At 67.0% G+C, this 21,557-nt stretch carries 22 protein-coding genes; 10 read left to right on the forward strand and 12 right to left on the reverse strand.

What is annotated here, in order from left to right; translation table 11 throughout:
- The first annotated feature begins 15 nt into the window (after positions 1 to 15).
- Together ACFV4R_RS06880 and ACFV4R_RS06885 are read left to right on the forward strand one after the other, a co-directional pair.
- A complete protein-coding gene (locus ACFV4R_RS06880; RefSeq protein WP_377201669.1) occupies positions 16 to 1,398 on the forward strand; it encodes an MFS transporter in 1,383 nt (460 codons plus the stop codon).
- 46 nt (positions 1,399 to 1,444) lie between these two features.
- Complete coding sequence (locus ACFV4R_RS06885; RefSeq protein WP_056077015.1) at positions 1,445 to 2,194, forward strand: 3-hydroxybutyrate dehydrogenase; 750 nt, start codon at positions 1,445 to 1,447, stop codon at positions 2,192 to 2,194.
- A gap of 63 nt (positions 2,195 to 2,257) precedes the next feature.
- Here ACFV4R_RS06885 and ACFV4R_RS06890 read toward each other — a convergent pair whose 3' ends face one another.
- Together ACFV4R_RS06890 and ACFV4R_RS06895 are read right to left on the reverse strand one after the other, a co-directional pair.
- Positions 2,258 to 2,521 (reverse strand): hypothetical protein, encoded by a 264-nt coding sequence (locus ACFV4R_RS06890; RefSeq protein WP_091717848.1) that lies wholly within the window; start codon positions 2,519 to 2,521, stop codon positions 2,258 to 2,260.
- 261 nt (positions 2,522 to 2,782) lie between these two features.
- A complete protein-coding gene (locus tag ACFV4R_RS06895) occupies positions 2,783 to 3,160 on the reverse strand; it encodes a winged helix-turn-helix transcriptional regulator (protein ID WP_377201670.1) in 378 nt (125 codons plus the stop codon).
- A 140-nt stretch (positions 3,161 to 3,300) separates the two neighbouring features.
- Between ACFV4R_RS06895 and ACFV4R_RS06900 the strand changes: the two genes are divergently transcribed.
- Positions 3,301 to 4,167: an SDR family oxidoreductase gene (locus ACFV4R_RS06900; RefSeq protein ID WP_377201671.1), complete on the forward strand. Its 867-nt coding sequence runs from the start codon at positions 3,301 to 3,303 to the stop codon at positions 4,165 to 4,167.
- Positions 4,168 to 4,309: 142 nt separating this feature from the next.
- Here the strand turns inward: ACFV4R_RS06900 and ACFV4R_RS06905 are convergent, their stop codons facing one another.
- From ACFV4R_RS06905 to ACFV4R_RS06920, 4 genes are all read right to left on the reverse strand, one after another.
- Positions 4,310 to 4,945, reverse strand: a complete 636-nt coding sequence (locus tag ACFV4R_RS06905) for a LysE family translocator (protein WP_377201672.1) — start codon at positions 4,943 to 4,945, stop codon at positions 4,310 to 4,312.
- A 57-nt stretch (positions 4,946 to 5,002) separates the two neighbouring features.
- Complete coding sequence (locus ACFV4R_RS06910) at positions 5,003 to 6,490, reverse strand: amino acid permease (protein WP_377201673.1); 1,488 nt, start codon at positions 6,488 to 6,490, stop codon at positions 5,003 to 5,005.
- A gap of 149 nt (positions 6,491 to 6,639) precedes the next feature.
- Positions 6,640 to 7,230, reverse strand: a complete 591-nt coding sequence (locus tag ACFV4R_RS06915; RefSeq protein ID WP_377201674.1) for a DinB family protein — start codon at positions 7,228 to 7,230, stop codon at positions 6,640 to 6,642.
- A gap of 63 nt (positions 7,231 to 7,293) precedes the next feature.
- Entirely contained in the window at positions 7,294 to 8,013 is a 720-nt protein-coding gene (locus ACFV4R_RS06920) for a class I SAM-dependent methyltransferase (RefSeq protein ID WP_377201675.1), read from the reverse strand.
- A gap of 167 nt (positions 8,014 to 8,180) precedes the next feature.
- On the opposite strand from ACFV4R_RS06920, the gene ACFV4R_RS06925 reads away from it, so the two are divergent.
- The 4 genes from ACFV4R_RS06925 to ACFV4R_RS06940 all read left to right on the forward strand — a co-directional run bounded on the left by ACFV4R_RS06925 (position 8,181) and on the right by ACFV4R_RS06940 (position 12,958).
- Positions 8,181 to 9,005, forward strand: a complete 825-nt coding sequence (locus ACFV4R_RS06925) for an IclR family transcriptional regulator (RefSeq protein ID WP_377201874.1) — start codon at positions 8,181 to 8,183, stop codon at positions 9,003 to 9,005.
- Between the two features lie 212 nt (positions 9,006 to 9,217).
- Positions 9,218 to 10,960: a urocanate hydratase gene (locus ACFV4R_RS06930; protein ID WP_377201676.1), complete on the forward strand. Its 1,743-nt coding sequence runs from the start codon at positions 9,218 to 9,220 to the stop codon at positions 10,958 to 10,960.
- A 5-nt stretch (positions 10,961 to 10,965) separates the two neighbouring features.
- Positions 10,966 to 12,558 (forward strand): histidine ammonia-lyase, encoded by a 1,593-nt coding sequence (gene hutH / locus ACFV4R_RS06935; RefSeq protein WP_377201677.1) that lies wholly within the window; start codon positions 10,966 to 10,968, stop codon positions 12,556 to 12,558.
- Between the two features lie 163 nt (positions 12,559 to 12,721).
- The gene (locus ACFV4R_RS06940; protein WP_045732783.1) at positions 12,722 to 12,958 is read left to right on the forward strand and encodes a hypothetical protein; all 237 of its coding nucleotides are present in this window, start codon (positions 12,722 to 12,724) and stop codon (positions 12,956 to 12,958) included.
- A gap of 107 nt (positions 12,959 to 13,065) precedes the next feature.
- Here the strand turns inward: ACFV4R_RS06940 and ACFV4R_RS06945 are convergent, their stop codons facing one another.
- Positions 13,066 to 13,326: a hypothetical protein gene (locus ACFV4R_RS06945; protein WP_377201678.1), complete on the reverse strand. Its 261-nt coding sequence runs from the start codon at positions 13,324 to 13,326 to the stop codon at positions 13,066 to 13,068.
- A 186-nt stretch (positions 13,327 to 13,512) separates the two neighbouring features.
- On the opposite strand from ACFV4R_RS06945, the gene ACFV4R_RS06950 reads away from it, so the two are divergent.
- Positions 13,513 to 14,382, forward strand: coding sequence for a fumarylacetoacetate hydrolase family protein (locus ACFV4R_RS06950; protein WP_377201679.1), 870 nt, complete (start codon positions 13,513 to 13,515; stop codon positions 14,380 to 14,382).
- A gap of 24 nt (positions 14,383 to 14,406) precedes the next feature.
- On the opposite strand, the gene ACFV4R_RS06955 is transcribed toward ACFV4R_RS06950, so the two are convergent.
- From ACFV4R_RS06955 to ACFV4R_RS06970, 4 genes are read right to left on the reverse strand one after another with little or no spacing between them, the layout of a single operon-like run.
- The gene (locus ACFV4R_RS06955) at positions 14,407 to 14,799 is read right to left on the reverse strand and encodes a universal stress protein (RefSeq protein WP_091717866.1); all 393 of its coding nucleotides are present in this window, start codon (positions 14,797 to 14,799) and stop codon (positions 14,407 to 14,409) included.
- Positions 14,800 to 14,837: 38 nt separating this feature from the next.
- Positions 14,838 to 16,376 carry a tripartite tricarboxylate transporter permease gene (locus tag ACFV4R_RS06960; RefSeq protein ID WP_377201680.1) on the reverse strand — a complete coding sequence of 513 codons (1,539 nt, stop codon included), beginning with the start codon at positions 16,374 to 16,376 and terminating at the stop codon, positions 14,838 to 14,840.
- On the reverse strand, positions 16,377 to 16,880 hold the full coding sequence (locus ACFV4R_RS06965) for a tripartite tricarboxylate transporter TctB family protein (RefSeq protein ID WP_377201681.1): 504 nt from the start codon (positions 16,878 to 16,880) through the stop codon (positions 16,377 to 16,379). It abuts the gene before it with no gap.
- Complete coding sequence (locus ACFV4R_RS06970; RefSeq protein WP_377201682.1) at positions 16,877 to 17,887, reverse strand: Bug family tripartite tricarboxylate transporter substrate binding protein; 1,011 nt, start codon at positions 17,885 to 17,887, stop codon at positions 16,877 to 16,879. Before ACFV4R_RS06970 ends, ACFV4R_RS06965 begins: the two co-directional genes overlap by 4 nt.
- A gap of 254 nt (positions 17,888 to 18,141) precedes the next feature.
- Between ACFV4R_RS06970 and ACFV4R_RS06975 the strand changes: the two genes are divergently transcribed.
- Both ACFV4R_RS06975 and ACFV4R_RS06980 read left to right on the forward strand, forming a co-directional pair.
- Complete coding sequence (locus ACFV4R_RS06975; protein ID WP_377201875.1) at positions 18,142 to 19,716, forward strand: ATP-binding protein; 1,575 nt, start codon at positions 18,142 to 18,144, stop codon at positions 19,714 to 19,716.
- Complete coding sequence (locus ACFV4R_RS06980; RefSeq protein ID WP_377201683.1) at positions 19,713 to 20,384, forward strand: response regulator; 672 nt, start codon at positions 19,713 to 19,715, stop codon at positions 20,382 to 20,384. Before ACFV4R_RS06975 ends, ACFV4R_RS06980 begins: the two co-directional genes overlap by 4 nt.
- A 42-nt stretch (positions 20,385 to 20,426) precedes the next feature.
- On the opposite strand, the gene hutG is transcribed toward ACFV4R_RS06980, so the two are convergent.
- Positions 20,427 to 21,404, reverse strand: coding sequence for a formimidoylglutamase (hutG, locus tag ACFV4R_RS06985; RefSeq protein WP_377201684.1), 978 nt, complete (start codon positions 21,402 to 21,404; stop codon positions 20,427 to 20,429).
- Positions 21,405 to 21,557 lie beyond the last annotated feature (153 nt).

The following is a 21,557-nucleotide window of genomic DNA, read 5'->3' on the forward strand; positions in this document are numbered from 1 at the left end:
TAAAGGAGAAAACCAGTGAGCGTAGGAGAACGCCCGGCCAACCAGGGCGCCGGGACCCCCACAAAGGGTGGAGGACTAAAGAAGATCGTGGCCGCCTCCATGGTGGGCACCGTGGTGGAGTGGTATGAGTTTTTCCTCTATGCCACGGCCGCCACCCTGGTCTTTGGCAAGTACTTCTTCCCCTCCACCGGCAACGAGCTGGACGGCATCATCCAGGCCTTCATCACGTACGCGGTGGGATTCGTGGCCCGTCCGCTGGGCGGCATCGTCTTTGGCCAGATCGGCGACCGGCTGGGCCGCAAGCCCACACTGCAGCTGACGATCGTGATCATCGGCGTCTCGACGTTCCTGATGGGCTGCCTCCCCGGCTTCGCCGACATCGGCTACCTGGCCCCGGCCCTGCTGGTGTTCCTGCGGTTCATCCAGGGCTTTGCCCTCGGCGGTGAATGGGGCGGCGCCGTCCTGCTCGTGGCCGAACACAGCCCCAACAAGACCCGCGCCTTCTGGTCGAGCTGGCCGCAGGCCGCGGTGCCGGTGGGCAACCTGCTGGCCACGCTGGTCCTGTACATCATGTCCTCCACCCTCAGCAGCGAAGCCTTCCTCGGCTGGGGCTGGCGCGTGGCGTTCTGGCTCTCCGCCGTGATCGTGTTCGTGGGCTACTACATCCGCCGGCACGTCTCCGAAGCCCCCATCTTCCTCGAGGCCAAGGAGCTTGTGGAGAAGGAGAAGGCTGTCAGCTACGGCGTGGGCGAGGTCATCCGGAAGTACCCCAAGGGCATCCTGCAGGCCATGGGCCTCCGGTTCGCCGAGAACATCATGTACTACCTGGTGGTCAGCTTCGCCATCGTGTATCTGAAGAGCGTCCACAAGTACGACACCTCCTCCCTGCTGCTGGCGCTGCTGATCGCCCACGTCATCCACTTCCTGGTGATCCCGCAGGTGGGCCGTCTGGTGGACCGCTGGGGCCGCAAGCCCGTCTACCTGGTGGGTGCCATCACCGGCGCCACCTGGCCGTTCTTCGCCTTCCCGATGTTCGATACCCGCAACGCCGTGATCATCGTGCTCGCCGTGACCATCGGCCTGTGCCTGCACGCCTTCATGTACGCCGGCCAGCCCGCCATCATGGCCGAGCTGTTCCCCACCCGGATGCGGTATGCCGGCGTCTCGCTCGGATCCCAGGTGACGTCCATCTTCGCCGGTTCGCTGGCGCCGCTGCTGGCCACCCAGTGGCTCAAGGACACCGGTTCCTGGCTCCCCACCGCCATCTACCTGGTGGTTGCCTGCGCCATTACCGCGTTCGCCGTCCTGAGCCTGCGTGAAACCAAGGGGATTGCCCTGCAGGACGTGGACAAGGCCGACGCCGCCCGTGAGGGTCTGCTCAACGCCTCCGCGCGCTGAGCTGCCCCGGCCCCACGACAGTCTGCGCGTACGAAGGGATTCTGAGATGGAACACGAACTGAATGGCCGGAAGGCACTGGTCACCGGCGGTGCCGGCGGCATCGGCGCGGCCTGCGTCCGGGAACTGGCCGCCCGCGGGGCGAAAGTGGTGGTGGCCGACGTCGACGCGGCAGCGGCTGCCGCCCTCGCCGACGAAGTGGGCGGCACGTCCTGGGCCGTGGATCTGCTGGACGTGGACTCGCTCGCCACCCTGAGCCTGGACTGCGACATCCTGGTCAACAACGCCGGGATCCAGCGGATCAGCCCCATCGAGGAGTTCGATCCGGTGCAGTTCCGCCGGATCCTGGCCCTGATGCTGGAGGCGCCGTTCCTCCTGGTCCGCGCCGCCCTGCCGCACATGTACGCCAACAAGTTCGGCCGCATCATCAACCTGTCCTCGGTGCACGGGCTGCGCGCCTCCCCGTTCAAGAGCGCGTACGTATCCGCCAAGCACGGCCTGGAAGGGCTGAGCAAGGTGACGGCGCTTGAGGGCGGAGAACACGGTGTCACGTCCAACTGCGTCAACCCCGGCTACGTCCGCACGCCGCTGGTGGAAAAGCAGATCGCGGACCAGGCGGCCGTTCACGGCATCCCCGAATCCGAAGTGCTGGCCAAGGTGATGCTCACGGAGGCGGCCGTCAAACGCCTGGTGGAGCCGGAGGAAGTGGCGTCCCTGGTGGCATGGCTGGCCTCGGACCACGCCGGCATGGTGACCGGAGCCAGCTACACCATGGACGGCGGCTGGTCGGCGAAATAGCCCTTCCGTTACCCGCCCGTGGGCGAATTACTGAATGCCAGGCTGGGCTGGCCGCTCCGGCGGTCAGTCCAGCCTTCGCAGTTGCCGGTGGTCGTAGAAGAAGAGCCCGCGGACGGTTTTCACGCCAACGGTGGTTCCCTCCTGTGTCACCACTGTTCCCTCGTGCCGGCCATTGAAGGGGTCGTCCCCCAGCACGGCATCCCCGATCCGGTAGGGGCTGCGGGGGCGCAGGGCCTCAACCGCCCTGCCCCATCCCAGCGCCACCGCCGAGCCAAGGCTGATGGGCCGGCCCATGCCGGACAGGTCCTGGACATCACTCGTATCCATGCGTACCAACTCCCAGGCGGCAGCCTGCCGCTCAGTCGCGGTGCCTGGTGCCGGAACGCTCCCCAGCAGAGGATGGTCCTCGTAATCCCGGCGTGCACCTTACGCCAAAGCTATGCGCTAATCACACCAGTCACACCAGTAACAGGTACTCAGGTTTGAAAGCAGCACTACCCGGAGGAGGACACGGGAAGGTCACGGAGCCCGGCGGCCTTGCTGGGCCGGGCTAAGGGGATGCGGGCCAGCCTGTGCCGGTGCCGTATGTCATGCCCTGCCGTTGATGATCTCCTCGGCATTGTCGAAGGTCCACGCCACCAAGGGCACCAGCAGTGCGCTGAGTTCGTAGCCTTTCTCCGTCAGGCTGTAGTCCACCCGCGGCGGGATGACAGGCTGTGCATCCCTGCTCACCAGCCCGTCCCTTTCCAGGGTTTTCAGGGTCTGGGCCAGCATTTTCTCACTGATGCCCTCCGCCCTTCGCCGCAGGTCGCTCCAGCGCTGCGACCCCTCGGACAGGGCAATGAGGATCAGGACCCCCCACTTACTGGTGACGTGGTCCAGGAGCGTCCGGCTGGGGCATCCGGCCGGGAACACGCCGTCGGAAAAGCTCAGGGGAAGGGGAGCGGGCTGGAGGGTTGCGTCCATGGCACCAGCTTACCGCCGGGTCAGTACCTTACGGTGGGGTGAGTACCTTACTTCAAAGTGCGTACTCTCTTTCGGGAAGCAATCCCATCAGGGCATGGTTGTGACCTTTGACAGAGCAACCATCCCGAAAGGATCCACCCATGAGCATCGTCGTTACCGGAGCCACCGGACACCTGGGCCGCCACGTCCTCGAAGCACTGCTGGAGCGCAACGTTCCGGCCGGTGACATCGTGGCCGCAGGGCGCTCCGTGGACAAGCTGGCAGATTTCGCCGCCAAGGGCGTCCGCGTCGTGTCCGTCGATTACTCGGACGCCGCCTCCGTGGCAGCTGCCCTCAAGGGTGCCACCCGCGTCCTGCTGATCTCCGGCAGTGAAGTGGGCCAGCGGGTGGAGCAGCACCGCACCGTCATCGAGGCCGCCAAGGCCGAGGGCGGCGTGGAACTCCTCGCCTACACCAGCATCGCCAACGCTGACACCACGGGCATGAAGCTGGCGGACGAGCACAAGGCAACCGAGGAACTCCTGCGTGAATCAGGCGTTCCGTTCGCCCTGCTGCGCAACGGCTGGTACCTGGAGAACTACACGGAGCAGCTGCCCGGGACCCTCGCACAGGGTGCCATCGCCGGCAGCGCGGGGGATGGCAAGGTCAGCGGTGCGTCGAGGCAGGATTACGGACAGGCGGCCGCGGCAGTGCTGGTGGCCGACGGCCAGGCCGGCAAGGTGTACGAGCTGGGCGGCGACCAAGCCTTCAGCATGGCCGACCTCGCCGCGGAAATCACCGCGGCCACGGGCACGGACATCAGCTACAACAATATGCCCAGCGGCGATTACGCAGGCCTCCTGGCCCAGGTGGGTGTTCCGCAGGCGTTCGCGGAGATCCTGGCAGACTCGGACCTGGGCATCGCCCGGGGCGACCTCCTGGTCAGCACCGGCGATCTGCAGAAGCTGATCGGACGCCCCACGACGTCCCTCGCCGAGGCGGTCCGGTCCGCCGCGGCTTCGGCCTAGCAAACGCAAACGGTGCCCGGTCCCTTTCGAGGGGCCGGGCACCGTTGTGTCTCCGGTCAGCTGCGCTGCTGCGCTTGCTGTGCTTTCCCTGCGGGGCCGGCCGGCCCGCTAGCTAAGCCTCCTTCAGGGATGCGGGTGTTTCCTAGGATTTGCTGCCCGTCAGGGCCAGCGTCCCGCCGAGGCCGATCATCAGCGCGCCGCCGGTGGCCTTGACGCTGGAAACCCGGCGCGGCGACCTGGCAAACCATTCCCGGGCTGTCCCGGCCGCCACCGCCCACAGGCTGTCCGAAACCACTGCAATGGCGAGGAACACCGCGCCGAGGATCCCCAGCTGCAGGGGAATCGATCCCGACGGATAGTCGACGAACTGCGGGAGTACCGCCACGAAGAACACCACGGATTTCGGGTTGGTGGCCCCCACCACCGCCCCTTCCGCCACCAGCCGCCGTGGGCGTATGGCGGTTGCGCGGCTTTCGGATCCCGCTGGGACTTTCCGGTGCCTGATGGCTTGGACGCCCAGGTAGATCAGGTAGGCGGCCCCGGCGAATTTCACTGCGCTGAAGAGCAGCACCGACTGAGCCACCAGCACCCCAACCCCCAGCGCCACCGCAGCCACCTGCAGCAGCTGGCCGCAGGCATTGCCCAGCACCGTCAGGACGCCGCCCCTCCAGCCCAGGGCCAGGGACCTACCGATGACGAACAGGACGCTGGGGCCGGGGACGGCGATCAGCACCACCGAGGCCAGGGCAAACGCCAGGAGGCTGGAGGCAGGAACCATGCCTGATCTTAGCCCCGGGAGGAGCCCCCTGGCGCTGCTTTGTCCCGCTCTTTCCCTCTAGGTGCGCGGGGCCGGCTCCACCACCGGCAGCGGCGACGTTTCGTCCTCGAGGTGGGCCCGTCGTCGTCCGTCACCCTTGACCCACAGGCGGTAGCCGAGGACCAGCAGCCCCAGCCAGGCTGCGCCGACGTAAAGGGCGATCCGGGTGTCCTCGAAGGCGCCGAGCACCACGATGACCAGTGCCATGAAAGCGATGGTCAGCACCGATGCAGCGGGCCACCACGGCGAGGGAAATTCCGACGCCGGGAGTCCGCTGTGCTTGATTTCCCGCTTCATAGCCACATGGGAAGCGAGGATCATGACCCACACCCACACGGTGGCGAACGTGGCGATCGAGGCGATGACCAGGAAGACGTCCTCGGGGATGACGGCGTTCAGGACCACGCCCACCAGGAGGATCGCGGTCATCATCACCACCGTCATCCACGGAACTCCGTGCCGGGAGACCTTCCCGAAGGCAGCGGGGGCGTGGCCCTGCTGCGAGAGTCCGAAGAGGATGCGTCCGGCACCGAAGATGTCGCTGTTGATGGCCGAAAGCGCTGCTGTGATGACCACGGCGTTCAGGATGTGCGGCGCGGCCGGGATGCCCAGCCCGCTGAAGATCTGGACGAAGGGGCTGCCGTTGCTCCCCACCTCGTTCCAGGGGAAAAGGCTCATGAGCACGCCAAGGGTGAGGACGTAGAACAGCAGCACACGGACAGGAACGGTGTTGACGGCCTTGGGGATGACTTTCTTGGGCTCGGCGGCTTCGCCAGCGGTGATGCCGAGGGTTTCGATGCCGCCAAAAGCGAACATCACCACGGCAAAGGATGCCAGGAGCCCGCCGAACCCGTTGGGGAACAAGCCGCCGTGCTCCACGAGGTTGCCCAGGCCCGGTGCCACGCTGGAGCCGCCGGCCTGGAAACCGAAGGCGATGATGGCGGCGCCGCCGGCGATCATCGCAACGATGGCTGCCACCTTGATCAGCGAGAACCAGAACTCGAGCTCGCCGAAGACCTTGACGCTGAGGAGGTTCAGGGCGGCCAGGAAACAGATGATGGCCAGGATCCAGATCCAGCGGTCTACCTGCGGAAACCAGAAGCCCATGTAGATGCTGAAAGCCGTGACGTCGGCGATGGCCACGATCGCCATCTCGAACACGTACGTCCAGCCGGTCACGAAGCCGGCCAGCGGGCCAAGGTAGCGGCTGGCGTACTGGCCGAAGGAGCCGGATACCGGGTGCCGTACGGCCATCTCGCCCAGTGCCCGCATCACCATGAACACTGCGGCGCCGCCGATGATGTAGGCCAGCAGGACGGCGGGGCCCGCCTTCTGGATGGCGGAAGCGGAGCCGTAGAAGAGGCCGGTGCCGATGGCCGAGCCCAGGGCCATGAACCGGATGTGGCGGACGTTCAGCCCACGGTTCAGGACGCTTCCGACGGCGGCTGCCGGAGTCTGCTGTCCGGCGCGGCTTTCGTTCCGGGTTGGGGATGGTGCTTGTTGCATACACTTACCTTCTCGTCTTTGGGAGGGGAGCCGCTAACCAGCAGACCACTTCCGGGGACGCCGTGATGAGCCTCACGCAGGCTTGGTGTCTTTGATCTCAGATTGGCAGGGCGGCCCTGGTGGGTGGGCCCGGAACCGGCTGTGTGTTGTTACTCCCGCCCTTCGGCCGATGCCTTCCGCGCTGCGGTTTCGATGTCAGTGCGGTGGGCGTCCCACTCTTGCGGGCTGCGTGACGTCAGGTTGGGGTCGCCGGGGCGTTGGCCTGCCGTTCCGTCGATCAGTTCGCGAAGGATGTCCGCGTGGCCAAGGTGGTGTGCCCGCTCGGCCACCATGTGCACCAGGATCTGGTGCAGGGTGACCTGGCGTCGTTCCTCGGGCCACCACGGCACGGATCCCGGGGCGTCAAGCGACAGGGCCTCGATGGTGGCATCGCTGTGCTCGCCGGCGAACCTGTGCAGACCGACAATATCCTCCAGCGACTCGTCGGCGGTTGCCCACATGTCCGCATCGGGGAGGGCATCGGCGTCCAGCCACGGCAGGTGCCGCCCGCTGGGCCGGCCGAAGACCACCCCAAAGTAGTCGAGCTCCACACTGGCCACGTGCTTGACCAGGCCCAGCAGGTTGGTTCCGGTGGGCGTCAGTGGCCGGCGGGCGTCGTATTCGCTCAGGCCGTCGAGTTTGCCGAGCAGATTGTCGCGCCGGACCCGAAGGTAGCGGTGCAGTGTCTCTTTCTCATCCATGCAACGCACCCTACCCACGATGTCCGCCTGTCTGTTCCGTATCAGCGCGCCATCATGTCCGGGTCACGCGGCGCGGCAGACAAAAACCATGATGGGCGCGTCATCGGCAAACGGCGTACGGATCCAGTCGCCGTAGGTTGCCTCCACGGCAAAATCCGCTTCGAACAGATCGTTGGTGATGGTGGTGCGGTCGCGGAATGCCAGTAGCTGCGTTTCGTGGACGCATTCACCGGTGGCGGCAAACGTGGTGGACGCCTGAAGCTCCACGACTCCCGGCGACGGCGCGGAAACAGTCCTCCGCTCTATCAGGGGCCCGTGCAGGCTGGCCCGTCGCCTGTCCTCGAATGCCCAGTTGTCCCACGCGCGCGCCGTCGGATTCCGGCTTTCGAAGGCCAGCGTTCCGCCGTCGGCCATTGCTGTCCGAAGGTCCTGGAGTGTCCGGGGCCAGGCGGCGCCCGGAATAGCCTGGACAACGTTGCCGGTCATGACGGCGAAGTCGTAACCCGTCCCGGGGATGCTCGTGCTGTCGCCCACCACCCAGTCAACCTGTGCAGCGCCGGGCCGGTTGCGGGCGAAGCCGATCATCGATGCTGACGGGTCAACTCCCACCACCGTGCGTTCCGCGGAGGCAAGAGTGACAGTAAGGATGCCCGTGCCGCACCCCAAATCCACTACGTTCCGGGCCCGCACTTCGCCGGCGAGGCTCCGGTAGAAATCATGGTCAGGCCCGTCCGGATTGTCCTGGTCATACAGATCTACGAGGCGCGGGTCGTAGTCGGTCATGCAGGCCAGCCTAGGCCACGGACTGCCCTGCCTGCAGATTCGCCTTGTCCGGAATCCCAGACAGCAGGCCGCAGAACAGCCACCCGGAAACCTCGGGAAGCGTGCATGCTTGAGTATGGGATCCCGGACACGGCCGGATCCCGGTGAAGGGAGTGCGGATGGTTGCCATGGAGTCGATGCCGAGGGCAGCGGAACAGCCGGCGCAGGATGCCAGGCCGGCGTCGAAGGTCCCCGCTGCCGAGAACACGCTCCGGATCCTCAAGCTGCTGGCCTCCCGCCGCGGCCCGATGGCCGCCTCCCAGATCGCCTCGTCGCTGGGCCTGCCGCGCTCCAGTGTCTATCACCTGCTGGGGGTGATGGAGGCGAACGGATTTGTGCTGCACCTGCATGAGGAGCAGCGCTACGGCCTGGGAATCAGCGCCTTCGAGCTGAGCTCCGCGTACTCCAGGCAGGAGCCACTTTCCCGGCTGGGCCGGCCCCTGTTGGCGTCGCTGGTGGACGCGTTGGGGGAGAGCGCACACCTCGCTGTCCTCCACGGCAGGGATGTGCTGTACATCGTGGAGGAGCGGGCCAAGAACCGCCCATCGTTGGTGACCGACGTCGGCGTCCGGCTTCCCAGCCACCTCACCGCGAGCGGCCGGGCCATCCTCGCGGCCCTCCCGAAATCGCAGGTCCGCGCCCTGTACCCCAACGCGGCCGCGTTCACCGCAAGGCACGAAACTGAATCGCCCATCATGAAGTACTCGGCGCTTTCCTCGCACCTGGACCAGGTGCGGCAGCGCGGTTACGCCACGGAACACGGCGAGGTGACCCCCGGTTTCGGCTCCATCGCCGCAGCCGTGACGGACCACCTTGGCTGGCCCACCGCCGCCGTGGCCGTCACCTTCCTGGAGGAAAAGCTTGCCGCGGACTCCTGGCCTGTCCTGGCCGCCCGGGTGCAGAAAGTGGCCAACGAACTGTCGGTCCGCATCCACGGGCGGCCCACCACATAGCCCCACCTTCGCCATCACTTCGGGTCTCTAAAACCGCCTGTTAGGGACCCGACGTGACAGGGCAGCGCAGGGCGGCAGGCTTGTCTGGAATACCGGACAGCGCCGCCGCAAAACCCCTGTAAGGCCCGTTCCCAAAGGGCTTTAGTAGATACAGAAGAATTTTCCCATCCCGGACTTCCGCAGAACCAGACACACAATGAAAAGGAGCCACCATGGCACCCGCCGATTTCACCACCGGTGCCCGCCCGGTCAAAGCAGCCCGCGGCACTGAGCTCACCGCCAAGTCGTGGCAGACCGAAGCGCCGCTGCGCATGCTGATGAACAACCTGGACCCCGAGGTGGCAGAACGCCCGGACGATCTTGTGGTCTACGGCGGCACCGGCCGCGCCGTACGGTCCTGGGCAGCGTTCGACGCCATTACCCGCACCCTGGAAACCATGGAAAAGGACGAGACCCTCCTGGTCCAGTCCGGCAAGCCGGTAGGCGTGTTCCGCACCCACGAATGGGCGCCGCGGGTGCTGCTGGCCAACTCCAACCTGGTGGGCGACTGGGCAAACTGGCCCGAGTTCCGCCGCCTCGAAGCCGAAGGCCTGCTGATGTACGGCCAGATGACGGCCGGTTCCTGGATCTACATCGGTACGCAGGGCATCCTGCAGGGCACCTACGAAACCTTTGCCGCCGTCGGACGCAAACTCGACGACACCCGGCAGGACGCCGCCGGCCGCCCCGTGCCGGCCGGCGAAGGGTCCACCGAAGGACCTCTCGCCGGAACCCTGACCCTGACCGGCGGCTGCGGCGGCATGGGCGGCGCCCAACCGCTGGCCGTAACCCTCAACGACGGTGCCTGCCTGATCGTCGACGTCGACGAATCCCGCCTGCGCCGCCGCGCCGGCAAGCGTTACCTGGACGAGGTTGAAACAGACCTCGACGCCGCCATTGCCAAGGTGCTCAAGGCCAAGGAAGAGCGCCGCGGCTGGTCGGTGGGTTATGTGGGCAACGCCGCCGAGGTGTTCCCGGAACTGCTCCGCCGCCACCAAGCCGGCGAACTGGCCATCGACGTCGTCACCGACCAGACCAGCGCCCACGATCCCCTGTCCTACCTTCCCGAAGGCATCACCGTGGAGGAATGGCACACCGAGGCTGAGGCCGATCCCGAAGGATTCACCAAGAAGGCACAGGCCTCCATGGCCCGGCAGGTCCAGGCAATGGTGGAGTTCCAGGACGCCGGCGCCGAGGTGTTCGACTACGGAAACTCCATCCGCGATGAAGCCCGCAAGGGTGGCTACACCCGGGCGTTCGAATTCCCCGGCTTTGTCCCCGCCTATATCCGTCCCCTGTTCTGCGAGGGTCTCGGCCCGTTCCGCTGGGTGGCATTGTCCGGCGATCCGGAGGACATCCGCGTCACCGACGAAGCCATCAAGGAACTCTTCCCCGAGAACAAGCACCTCCACAAATGGATCGACGCCGCCCAGGAGCGGGTCGAGTTCGAAGGCCTGCCCGCCCGCATCTGCTGGCTGGGATACGGCGAGCGCGCCAAGGCAGGGCTGCTGTTCAACCGCCTGGTCAAGGAAGGCAAAGTGAAGGCGCCCATCGTGATCGGCCGAGACCACCTGGACTCCGGCTCCGTCGCGTCCCCGTACCGTGAAACCGAAGCCATGGCCGACGGCTCGGACGCCATTGCTGACTGGCCGCTGCTGAACGCCCTGCTCAACACCTCCTCGGGTGCCACCTGGGTGTCCATCCACCACGGCGGCGGCGTCGGCATCGGCCGCTCCATCCACGCCGGCCAGGTCTCCGTGGCCGACGGCACCGACCTCGCCGCCGAAAAACTCGAACGCCTCCTCACCAACGATCCCGGCATGGGCGTCATCCGCCACGTCGACGCCGGCTACGACCGTGCCGCCGAGGTCGCCAAGGAACGCGGCGTCCGCATCCCCATGAATGAGAGCAAGTAACCACCATGACTGCCATTACCCACGAACCGCTGACCGTCACCCTCGGATCCGCCGGCGTCACGCCTGAGGATGTGCTCGCCGTCGCGCGCCACAACGCCAAGGTGACCATCTCGCAGGACGCCCTGGACACCGTTGCCAGGGTCCGCGCCCACATTGACGGCCTCGCCGCCAGCGACGTCCCGGCCTACGGCATCTCCACCGGCTTCGGAGCGCTGGCCAACCGGCACATCCCCAACGACCTCCGCACCCAGCTGCAGAAGTCGCTGATCCGCAGCCACGCCGCCGGCATGGGCCCGGCCGTTGAGCGGGAGGTGGTGCGCGGCATCATGTTCCTGCGCGCCAAGACCCTGGCATCCGGCCGTACGGGCGTCCGCCCGGTGGTCCTGCAGACCATGGTGGACGTCCTCAACGCCGGCATCACGCCGGTGGTCCGCGAGTTCGGCTCGCTCGGCTGCTCCGGCGACCTCGCGCCCCTCTCGCACTGCGCCCTGGTGCTGATGGGCGAAGGCGAGGCAGAAGGGCCCGACGGCGTCCGCTACGGCGGGCGCGGTGAGGAACCTGTCGCCGGGCTGCTTGCGGAGCACGGGATCGAGCCCGTCATCCTCGCCGAGAAGGAAGGCCTGGCGCTGGTCAACGGCACCGAGGGCATGCTGGGCATGCTGCTGATGGCCATCGCGGACCTCCGCAAACTGCTGACGACGGCGGACATCACCGCCGCGCTCAGCGTCGAGGCACTGCTGGGCACCGACCAGGTGTTCCTGCCCGAACTGCACGCAGCCCTGCGGCCGCACCCGGGCCAGGCCGCCAGCGCGGACAACATGCTGCGGGTCCTTTCCAACTCCCCGATCGTCGCATCCCACCGGGTGGGGGACTCCAAGGTCCAGGACGCATACTCGCTGCGCTGCGCACCCCAGGTGGCCGGGGCCGTCCGTGACACCGTGGACCACGCCGAGCTGGTGGCATCCCGCGAGCTCGCCGCGGCAATCGACAACCCCGTGGTCCTGCCGGACGGGCGCGTCAGCTCCAACGGCAACTTCCATGGCGCTCCGGTAGCCTACGTCCTGGACTACCTGGCCATCGCCGTGGCGGACCTCAGCTCCATTGCCGAGCGCCGCACGGACCGGATGCTGGACCCGGCGCGCTCGCACGGCCTGCCCGCATTCCTCGCCGCGGACCCCGGCGTGGACTCCGGCCTGATGATCGCCCAGTACACCCAGGCAGGCCTGGTCTCGGACAACAAGCGGCTGGCAGTGCCCGCCTCCGTTGACTCCATCCCCAGCTCCGCCATGCAGGAGGACCACGTGTCCATGGGCTGGCACGCTGCCCGGAAGCTCCGCAAGGCTGTGGAGAACCTCCGCAGGGTCCTGGCCATCGAGCTGGTGACCTCGGCCCGGGCGCTGGACATGCGCACGCAGTTGTCCGGCGGCGACCTCACGCCGGGACCGGCGGGCACCGCCGTCGTGGCCGTATTGCGCACCGTGGTGGACGGTCCGGGGACGGACCGCTTCCTTTCGCCGGAACTCGAAGCGGCTGACCGCCTCGTTTCCTCCGGCGACCTGCTCAGGGCAGCCGAATCCGCCGTGGGATCGCTGGCCTGATACCGAAGAATCTTCAGCGTCTGCGCACTCCGCGTCCATCACGTGGAATTTTGGCCGACACGGCGGCCGGTGGCACGCGGAGTGTAGTAGAACTGAAGGTGTAGTGAAAGTCACACCGAAGACGCTGTGACGGCAGAACGCATACAAAGGGGTAGTAGTTCAAATGAAAGCACGTGGGGCAGTCCTGTCGAGGCGCCATGCCCATTCCGCCGCGGTATCCGACTGGAAATCACTCCAGGTTGGCGACCACGTCGAGATCATGAAGCATGCGCATGTGGTAGCCGCCGGTGAGGTGGAAGAAGTATCCCAGAGCGGGAACGTTCTCTGGCTTGTGCCGGCCGGGCCGGCGGAGAAGCAGCTCTTCCTCAAATCCGACGGCGTGCAGGTGCGCCGCAGCTAGCATTTCGGCCCGCACCACGGAACGGACCAAACGACAATCCCCGCCCACTGCCTTACGGCAGGGCGGGGATTTTCGCGTTTTTAAGGTGTGTGCCGGCAGCGGTGCTGTCAGGCCGCGATGGCCTCGAACGTCTGGCCGAACGGCACCGACTCGTCCAGGGCTACCGTGTAGCGGCCGGGGTACAGGCGTGTCACCAGGATGCCGCAGGAAGCATCCTGTGCTGCGACGCTGATCAGCTCGGCAACTGCTTCTTCCAGTCCGGCGTGGACTTCGCTGGCATTGGAGAATTCCAGGTCGATGGACCGGTGCGCGGGCGCTTCGGCATGGCCGAAAGCGGCGGGACGGCGTTCCAAGGTAGCTGTACTCATGTGCTGAACTTTCTGTATTTTTGCCTGAAGCTACAACAGTTTACCGGCTCGCGGCCCAGATGTCAGATGTCTGTTCTCTGGAGACCGGTCATAAACCGCCGGTTCACGGTGCACGGCAGCAATCCGCGACGATGGTGAGGGGCGCGGAGCACCCGGCCCGCAATCCGCCATCAAAGGAGATCCGCCATGAAAATCATGCGCCTGGGCAACGCCGGCGAAGAGCAGCCGGCAGTACTGGTTCCCGCAGCGGACGGCCCGGACAGGTACTTCAGCCTGCTGCCCCTCACCACGGATGTGGACGGCGGATTCCTTGCCTCCGGCGGCCTGGACCGGGTGCGGGAAGCCCTGGCGGCAGGGGAACTGCCACTCCTTGATAATGCCGGGGACCTCCGTATTGGTGCTCCGCTGGCCCGGCCGGGCTCGGTGGTGGGCATCGGCATGAATTACGCCGCCCACGCGGCCGAATCCGGTTCCGCGCCTCCGGAAATCCCCGTGGTGTTCCTGAAGCCAACCAACACTGTCACAGGACCGTGCGATCCTGCCCCCATCCCGCCGCACTCCGCGAAGTACGACTGGGAAGTGGAACTCGGCATCGTGATCGGCAAGGAAGCGAGCTACCTCGCGTCCGAAGAGGAGGCCCGGGAGTGCATCGCCGGATACGTCACGGCCAACGACCTATCCGAACGCGAATACCAAATCCCCGGAGCGGCGGGCCAGTGGACCAAAGGCAAGTCGCTTCCCGGGTCCACGCCGCTGGGGCCGTGGCTGGTTCCGGCCGGGGATGTTGACGCCGGAAACCTTGCCCTGGGCAGTTGGGTCAACGGGGACGTGCGCCAGGATTCGAATACGGGTGGACTGATCTTCAGCCCGGCCACGCTGGTCCACCACTGCAGCCAGTACATGCGGCTGGAGCCCGGTGATGTGATCATCACCGGGACTCCGGAGGGGGTGGCGCTGAGCGGCCGCTTCCCCTACCTCCAGCCGGGGGATGTGGTGGAGGTAGAGGTGGAAGGTCTGGGCCGCCAGCGCCAGGAGCTGTACCGCGCCGGTGCGTAGGCGCCGCCCCGCCGGTTACTGCAACTAACCCGCTTTGACGGCCAGGACGGGGCAGTCGGCTTCCAGCAGGATCCGCTGCGAGACGCTGCCCATGATCAGCTTGCCCACCGGCGTCCGGCGTCGAAGGCCGATCACGATCAGCTCGGCGTTGTGTTCCTCGGCCGCGTCGAGGACTTCCGCTGCGGCATCGTGGCCACGGACCGGCTGCTTGATCACGTGGTCGATGCCCTGGGTGGCAAGACGGTCCTCGATGCTTTGGATCTCCTGCTCCTGGGCGTAGCGGTTGTCCACCAGGGCGTCACCCTTGGAGGAGTTGATGACCAGCAGGGTGGTGCTGTTCCTGCGGGCCTCGGCGATCGCCTGGGTGAGGGCGGCTTCGCCTTCGGGTGTCGGGACGTATCCCACCACGATGGTCATGGTGTCTCCTTTGGTTTCTTGGACCGCGCTTCGGCGGTTCAGTCGCTGTAGTCTGCTGCGCCGGAGTTCGCCGGAAGCAGCGGGCTGTTCTTCGGACGGTTGCGGCGGATCAGCTTGTAGGCAAACGGCCACAGCAGGATCAGGCCGATGATGACGTAGATCCCGACGGCGATCGGTTCACTCCACAGGCCGGCAGGATCGCCTGCGCTCAGCTGCAGGGCTTTGCGGAGCTGTCCTTCAATCCGCGGACCCAGGATCACGCCGAGGATCAGCGGCAGTACGGGAAGCCCGAAGCGCCGCATCATGAACCCGAGTGCGCCAAGCACCAGCAGGAGCACCAGGTCGAAGGCCTGCAGGTTCACCGAGTAGGCGCCCAGCGTGGCGAAGAACAGGATGCCGGCGTACAGGTACGGGCGGGGGAGCTGGAGCAGCTTGGCCCACATCGGTGCCAGCGGCAGGTTGATGATCAGGAGCAGGAAGTTGCCGATGAAGAGGCTGGCGATCAGCGCCCAGACCAGGGGTCCCTGGCTGGAGAAGAGCTGCGGGCCCGGCTGGATGCCGTAGGACGTGAAGGCGGCCAGCATCACGGCGGCCGTGGCGTTGGTGGGCAGGCCCAGGGCAAGCATGGGGGTCAGGGTGCCGGCAGCGGCGGCGTTGTTGGCCGCTTCCGGACCGGCAACACCTTCGATGGCGCCCTTGCCGAACTCTTCAGGGTGCTTGCTGAGGCGCTTTTCCGTGACGTAGGAGAGGAACGTGGGAATCTCGGCTCCGCCAGCGGGGAGTGCACCGAAGGGGAACCCGAAGGCGGTACCGCGCAGCCACGGCTTCCAGGAGCGCTTCCAGTCGGACTTGCCCATCCAGGGCTGCCCCACGGGGATCGCGTGCAGCGGGGTCCGGCGCAGGTGCGCCGCTACCCACAGTGCCTCGCCCACGGCGAAGATGGCCACTGCCACCACCACGATGTCCAGGCCGTCCGCCAGGAGCGGCTGGCCGAACGTCAGGCGGCGCTGGCCGGTGACGGAGTCCATTCCCACCAGGCCGATGGCCAGGCCGAGGCCCAGGGAAGCGAAGCCGCGCAGCCGGGATGAACCGAGCACCGCCGTGACGGCCAGCAGGGCAAGCACCATGATGGCGAAGTAACTGGGAGCGCCGAGGCTGACGGCGAACTTCACCACGATCGGTGCGCAGACGGCCAGCAGCGCCGTGCCGATGGTGCCGGCGACGAACGAGCCGATGGCCGCCGTCGCAAGCGCCTGCGCAGCCCGGCCCGCTTTGGCCATCTTGTTGCCCTCGATGGCGGTGACCACGGAGGACGATTCGCCGGGGGTGTTGAGCAGGATCGAGGTGGTGGAGCCGCCGTACATGCCGCCGTAGTAGATGCCGGCGAACATGATGAAGGCACTGGTGGGTTCCAGGGCGTAGGTGACCGGGAGCAGCAGCGCGACGGTCATGGCCGGGCCCAGGCCGGGAAGCACGCCGACGGCGGTTCCCAGGATGACGCCGATCACGGCGTACATGAAATTCATGGGAGTCAGGGCGGTGGCAAAGCCGTCCATGAGGGAGGACCAGACGTCCATTTAGAGGATTCCTTCCAGGAGGCCGGCCGGCAGTGCGATGCCCAGGCCGAGGTAGAAGCCGTAGAAGGTCAGCAGGGACAGTGCCACGGAGATCAACCCGTCCCGCACGTAGTGGCGGCTCCCGAGAGCCAGGACGCTGCCCCAAAACAGGACGGTGCCGGAGATGACCCAGCCTGCCCAGTCCACGAGCAGGATATTCAGGATGAAGGCTCCCGCCAGCGGCAGGATGGTCTTCCAGTCGGCGGGGTGATCCAGGTCGACGTCCTCGCCGCCCTCAGCCTCTCCCCTTCCGCCGCGCAGGACGTTGATGGCCAGCAGTACGGCGCAGACCACCAGCATTCCGGCCACGATGAACGGCACGGTCTTGGGCCCCACCGGGTCCGACTTCGAATACGGGGTTACCAGGCCGTTGGCGTCCAGGAAGACCAGGACGCCGGCCACGCCGAGCAGGAGTGAGACTCCCAGCTCGGCGCGGCCTTTAAGGCCTGTGGTCAGGGATGTCACGCCAACCCAAGCTTGGTGAGGACGTCTGCCACCCGCTTGTCCTGCTCGGTGAGGAAGCTCTTGAACTCGTCGCCGGTGATGAACGCGTCGGTCCAGCCGTGGGTCTTCAGTGCTTCCTTCCAGCCGGTGGTGCCGTGCATCTTCTCAAGGGCCGCGATCAGGGAGGACTTGTCCTCGTCGCTGATGCCCGGAGGGGCCACGATGCCGCGCCAGTTGGTGAAGACGAGGTCGATGTTGGATTCCTTCAGCGTGGGGGCGTCGACGCCGTCGAGCCGCTTCTCGCCGCTCGTGGCGAGGACACGGACCTCACCGGATTCGATCTGCTTCAGGTACTCGCCGGCGCCGGAGGCCGCGAAGCCCAGCTTGTTGCCGAGGATCGCGGGGAGAAGGTCGCCGCCGCCGTCGTAGGAAACGAAGTTGACCTTGGTGGCGTCAATGCCCACGGCACCTGCCAGCTGCATGGGCAGCAGGTGGTCCGGGCCGCCCGGGGAGGAACCGCCGCCGACGGCGATGGAACCCGGATCTGCCTTCCAGGCCTTCACGAGGTCGTCGATGGTCTTGTAGGGGGAGTCCTTGCTGACCATGATGGCGCCGGGCTCTTCGATCAGCCGTGCCAGCGGAGTGGTCTCGGTCAGCTTCGACTCGGACTTGTTGGTGTAGCTGGCACCCACCACGCCCAGGCCCATCAGCATGGTGAGGTCGCCGTTGCCCTTTTCGTTGACAACGCGGGCCAGGCCCACGGTGCCGCCGGCGCCGGCAAGGTTGAAGACTTCGGTGTTGGTGGAGATCTTCTCGTCGTCGAGGACCTTCGCGGCGGCGCGTGCAGTGGTGTCGTAGCCGCCGCCCGGGGTGTTGGGGACCATGATCTGGAGTCCGGTGACGGGCTTGGCGGCGGAGCCGGAGCTCTCGGCGCCGGTGGAGCTTTTGCCGGTGGCACCGCAGCCGGTGGCCATCAGGGCGATGCCGGCAGCGACGGCGGCAATTCGCAATGCGCGGATCTGGCGCATGGGTTCCTCTTCTCATGAAAAACGATCAGCAAGACTGACTGGTGCAACCGATGCTATGGTCGGCCGTGACGCCGGTCACTCTTATGTACGCAGAGAAAGTTAAGTACATTGCGTTCACGTTTCCGAAGTCCCACCCCGCATTCTTCCGCGCTCCGGTGGCGCCGCAGGTGGGATATAGTTCCCACGTATTGCGGCCGGAACGGTGGCCGCGTGAAGCCAAAAAAGGACCAACCACAGTGACTCGACGAAGAGGCATGTCCCTCGCGGGGCAATACCTGGTGCTGCAGTTGCTGATCGTGTTGGCCGTGCTGGTGGCCGTGGTGGCCATCTCGCTGGCTCAGTCCGCCGCAGCTTTCGAACGCGTGGAAGGGCGCAGGGCGCTGTCCGCAGCCGAAGCCCTCGGCGCCAACCCTGCCGTCCGCGAGCTGCTTCCGGCGGCCGAACCGCGGGGTGGTGCGGCCCTCCCGGCCGTGGCCGAGTCGGTGCGGATCGTCTCCGGTTCCTCCCAGGTGGCGCTGGCCCGGAAAGACCGCACCGTGGTGACGGCGTCGGACCCCAGCCTGCTGGGACAGCAGCTGGCCCTCGGCGAAAGCCGGGTCATGGAGGGCAGGGCCTGGACCGGGGTGCTGACCACCAACGGAACGGCAGTGCTGTCCGCGCACGTTCCGGTCCTGGACGATGACGGCAAAATGATCGGGATCGCGTCCATCAGCCGCAACTATCCCACCACGCTGGAGCGCCTGGGCGACGCCGTCCCCAATCTCCTCACCTACGTGGGGGTGGCCAGCGTCCTCGGTGTGGCAGGGTCACTGTTGCTGTCCCGCCGGGTCAAACGGCAGACGCTGGGCATGGAACCGAGCGAGATCACCGGCCTGGTGGAGAACCGCGAGGCCATGCTGCACGGCCTGAAGGAAGGCGTGGTGGCTCTCGACCCGCACGAGCGGATCACCGTGGCCAACGACAGCGCCAGGGAATTGCTGGGCCTGCCCGCGGACTGCGTGGGCAGGAAACTGGCGTCCCTTCCGGTGGACCCGGCACTGAAGATTGTGCTTACCCGCGACCAGCCCGCTCCGGACCAGCTGGTGCTGGTGGGGGAGCGGCTGGTGGTCCTGAACCGGGTCCCCATCCAGTCGCGGGGCCGCGGGATCGGATCGGTCACCACCCTGCGCGACCGGACGGAGCTGTCCTCGCTCGAGCGGGAACTGGGCACCACCCGGACCGCCACCGACACCCTCCGCGCGCAGGCGCACGAATTCGCCAACCAGCTGCACGTCATCTCGGGGCTGATCCAGATTGGCGATTACGATTCCGTGGTCCAGTTCGTTAACGGGGCAACCGTGGAACGGACCCGGCTCAGCGACGAGGTGACGGGCAGCATCAAGGACCCGGCCCTGGCCGCGCTGCTCATCGCCAAGTCCAGCCTCGCCACCGAGCGGGGCGTTGCCCTCCAGTTGGATCCGGCGTCGTCGCTGCTGCCCGTGGATGAGGAACTGTCCCGGGACCTGGTGACGGTGGCGGGAAACCTGGTGGATAACGCGTTCGACGCCGTCTCCGGGCTCCCGCAGGCAGCCGTCCGCGTGCTGGTGGAGGACGGGGAGGATCAGGTGGTGGTGACGGTCCGGGACAATGGCCGCGGGGTGCCCGCCGACGCCGCGGACCACATCTTCCGGCAGGGCTTCACCACCAAGGATGCCCGGCGCGAGGGCGGACGCGGCTTCGGGCTGGCCCTCTCCCGCGTGGTGTGCCGCAGGTCCGGCGGGGACCTGGCAGTGGCCAACGACAACGGGGCGGTCTTCACCGCCCGCTTCAACAAAGGTGCACACGCATGATCAAGGTCCTGATCGTCGATGACGACTTCATGGTGGCCAAGGTCCACGCCGGCTTCATCCAGCGCACCTCCGGCTTCACCGTGGTGGGCGCCGCGCACACCGGCGCCCAGGCCGTCGTCGAAACCCAACGCCTCCAGCCGGACCTGGTGCTGCTGGACATCCACCTTCCGGACATCAACGGCCTGGACCTGATGCACCGGTTGCGGGAGGTGGCGCCGGAGCTCGACGTGCTGGTGATCAGCGCCGCCCGCGAGGTCGAAACGGTGCGCAAAGCGCTGCGCGGCGGGATCGTGCACTACCTCATCAAACCCTTCTCCCAGGCTGACCTGCAGGAGCGGCTGGACCACTACCGCAGCGCTTACCACGGACTCGATTCGTCCAAGGACGTGGCCGAGCAGTCGGACGTCAACAGGGTTTTCGGCCTGGACAGCGCCACGGCCCAGCGGCCGCTGCCCAAGGGGTGCAGCGTGGAGACTTTGCGGTTGGTTGAAGGCGCCTTAAAAAGGGCCGACGGCGACCTGTCGGCTGCCGAGGTAGCCGAACAGTTGGGCACGTCAAGGGTCAGCGCGCGCCGCTACCTGGAGTACCTGCACGACGAAGGGCTGCTGGAGGTCCGGCTGAAATACGGGGTGGGGCGGCCGGAACGCAGGTACCTGCCCAAGGCCTGATCCCGAACCCGGCACTGGAACGCGGCCCGGTGGGACGGCCGGTCAGCGGAGCAGCGTGCCCACCAGCCGTGCCGCAACGCGGGCGGTGCGGTGGTCAAGGTCGAACTCCGGGTTCAGTTCCGCCACATCGCAGTGCAGGAGCTTCCCGCTCCGGGCAACCTGCCGGCACACCGCGCTGATCACCGGCAGTGGAACGCCGAAGGCAGCTGGCGCGCTGACGCCGGGTGCCACCGACGCCGGAAGTACGTCCAGGTCGATGGTCAGGTACAGGACATCGATGCCGTCGAGGAAGGACGCCACGAATGCCTCCACCCGGTCCGCTCCGCAGTCCTCGTCCAGCAGGTAGCGGACCCCCAGGCGGTCCGCTGTGTCGAACAGGGCCCGGGTGTTGTTCGCTTCGGAAATCCCCACGACGGCGTACCGGAATTCGCGGCCGGCGGCGGCTTCCGCACGGGCCATCTGGAGGAATGGCGTCCCGGAGCTGGCAACGGGTTCGTCGCGCAGGTCGAAGTGGGCATCGAGGTTCAGGACGCCCAGCCGGCGGCCGTTCCGGACGGCACCGGACCCGCTGACGCCGAGGTAGCTGGCGTAGGCGGTCTCGTGGCCACCGCCCAGCACCACTGTCAGGTGGCCGCCGTCGAGCATGGCCGTCACGGCGCTGCCCAGCCGGGCCTGGCCGCCTTCCAGGTCGGGGCCCGGGACCGTGACGTCGCCGGCGTCGTGCACTGCCCGGTCCAGGTGGAAAGCCAAAGGGCCCAGCGCCTTGCGGATCGCGGCGGGGGCGGCGGCCGCACCCGGGCGGCCCTTGTTCCGGCGGACTCCTTCGTCGCTGCAGAACCCCAGCAGGACCGCCGGACGGCCCTCAGCCGGGGCGCCCGGAGTGCCACGGTGGTCTCTTGCCGCCCCGTCCGCGCAGGGTTCCACCGCCTGCCACCAGCGCCGGTGCTCCGGCCCGTCACCATCGAACCTGCCGGTCCAGGCGCTGGGCGGGGTGTCGACGTCGGGGTTTGAGGAAGCCATGCTCCAAGCTCACCGTATGGCCGCCGCGAAAGCGAGCAGGACCGCCGTCGTCCTGTCTGGAATCCAAGAACCGGGCAAAAGCCACGCCACGGCGGCAGGCCGGTGGCATCATCGGAGGCCACATACCAGACGCCCGTCAATCTCGACCGGAGC

The sequence above is a fragment of the Pseudarthrobacter sp. NPDC059871 genome, from assembly GCF_042731175.1.
Lineage (GTDB): Bacteria > Actinomycetota > Actinomycetes > Actinomycetales > Micrococcaceae > Arthrobacter.